Source organism: Candidatus Erwinia dacicola, assembly GCF_001756855.1.
Lineage (GTDB): Bacteria > Pseudomonadota > Gammaproteobacteria > Enterobacterales > Enterobacteriaceae > Erwinia > Erwinia dacicola.
This window is the reverse complement of record NZ_MAYS01000043.1, coordinates 1-1,935: the sequence shown is the minus strand read 5'-3', so window position 1 is coordinate 1,935 and position 1,935 is coordinate 1. Positions and strand designations below refer to the sequence as shown.

At 46.5% G+C, this 1,935-nt stretch carries 4 protein-coding genes; all 4 read right to left on the bottom strand.

Annotated elements, in window-relative coordinates:
• Positions 1-173 precede the first annotated feature (173 nt).
• Positions 174-272, bottom strand: coding sequence for a plasmid segregation protein ParM domain-containing protein (gene parM / locus BBW68_RS20420; RefSeq protein ID WP_148127487.1), 99 nt, complete (start codon positions 270-272; stop codon positions 174-176).
• A 165-nt stretch (positions 273-437) separates the two neighbouring features.
• Complete coding sequence (locus tag BBW68_RS18610; protein ID WP_070133631.1) at positions 438-773, bottom strand: hypothetical protein; 336 nt, start codon at positions 771-773, stop codon at positions 438-440.
• Positions 774-775: 2 nt separating this feature from the next.
• On the bottom strand, positions 776-1,405 hold the full coding sequence (locus tag BBW68_RS00990; protein ID WP_070133630.1) for a ParA family protein: 630 nt from the start codon (positions 1,403-1,405) through the stop codon (positions 776-778).
• 326 nt (positions 1,406-1,731) lie between these two features.
• A partial coding sequence (locus tag BBW68_RS00985; protein ID WP_070133629.1) for an integrase core domain-containing protein occupies positions 1,732-1,935 on the bottom strand: 204 nt, incomplete at its 5' end.

The window sequence follows — 1,935 nt, the reverse complement described above, 5'->3', positions numbered from 1 at the left end:
TTGCGGATGCCTGAGCCGGATTAGTGTGCCTGAAAAATGGCTATCCGATTAAAAACACGACAAAAACTGCATTTTCATACTTAAATCTACGCACGGCCGCAGCATCAAAGGGTAGTTCGTTCTGACATCCATGGTTGGATGCTATCAGAAGAGGCGATTCAATCTCCTAACCATCAAGCCTGAAAATTAGCTGACAATGAAGTTCTTAGCTGCTTTCCTTCATACCATGCCAGCTTAATGGTAGTAGAGCCGTCATCACAGAATAGCTTCATTTTACCCCCTTTTAGAACTCAATTTGAGTTTTCAATTAAACACCCAGTTACTCATTTTGAGTAATATACCTTTTATTCTTGCAGTAAGCTAGCATAATGATAGATTAGATCTTGCTGCAAGATTGCTTTTATAAAATAATTGCAGCTATCATGCTGCAATTATTTTTAATATCCCATCTTCTCTTTGTAGGCTTCTACGGACTTTTCGAGAACCTCAACCAGTTTCAGGTCCTCACGATCCGCGATATCACGAACCTCTTTATCAAATTCAGGTGTAACCCTTGTTGCGAAAGCAAGCGTACGGTTCGTCTTCCGTGCAGAACGACCGTCACGGCGGACATAAGGCTCGTCGGAATTTTCCCCAACCACCGTTTTAACATTTGTAACCTGGACTGCTGGAGCAAGTTCAGGTGCATTAAGGCTGGTTGCAACATCATCCGGGCCAGGAGGACTACCTAAACCACCGGGGCGTTTTGATCTGAGTTTGGAAACATCTGCCAATTTTATTCTCCTATTTTGTCGATCATAGCCTGGATAAGCTCTTCGGCCCTTTCGTTCAGCCCCTTGTAACGGGTTTCGGTCACGGCAAGTCCGGCATTCATGGCTTTTCTATATGCTGGGCGCTCAAAAAGGCATCCGGCTAGAATTTCATACCCTGCCTCGGCGATATATCCACGTGCATCAGCCTCTTCCGCATTGGTTCCGACACGGCTTAAAGAAAACACCAGTTTTGAACGGGGTATCCCTTCCTTTATCAGGGCATTGAAGACTTTTATAGCCGGTACCAAATCGTCGAGTGAGGCTCCTGTCGGCTGTACAATAAGATCGGCAATCTTCGAAATTTCTGATGTACCCTTACTTGCTCTTGCAGGACCGTCAATAATAAGGAGGTCTACATCTCCTGCTGCAGCGATGGCCTGCTGAGCAGTGGAGAAGACCTCGACGGAAGCAGCAGGTGACAATCCGGCAGCCAGTCGACGACGATGCCATTCGAAACTTGATGCCTGTTCCAGATCCAAATCTCCTAACTTGGTCTTGATATCTCCAGCCGTAGCCTCTCGGGCCAGAGCCCTGGCCTGAGTGCTTTTACCCACGCCACCTTTCTGGGATATGAATGCAACAATCCAGGCCATATTTACCTCTATTCTTGCTGCTAGATTGCAGCAAATAATTTGAAAAGCCCCATACTTCAGAGCTACTTCTATCTTGCAATAACCTATCAGCTTGCTGCAAGATTGCAAAATAAAATCTTGAGTACAGCAATCTTGCAGCAAGATAGATGCTTGGAAAGCATTACAATGTAACAGATCCGCCCATTCCCACTAGAAACGCACCAAAATGACCCACTGACCAGCCCCGGATAAAAGGCACTGTTGCAAAGGTATTGATGAGTTAGCCTTTCGTGTTATTGAAAGGTCTTATCTTTCAAAGACTTGGCCACAGCATTAGACTGTAAGTACTACAGCCGCTCAGATTTGTTGGGCGTCAGACCACCGTTATACCAATGGGGCCTGATAGCGCTGTAATATCCCGTTATATAGTGGATTATCGCGCCCTGGGCTTCGCTGAAGCTGTTATAGCCCTTCGTCGGCACCCATTCGGTCTTCAGGCTCCGGAAGAACCGCTCCATAGGGGCGTTATCCCAGCAGTTTCCCCGTCGACT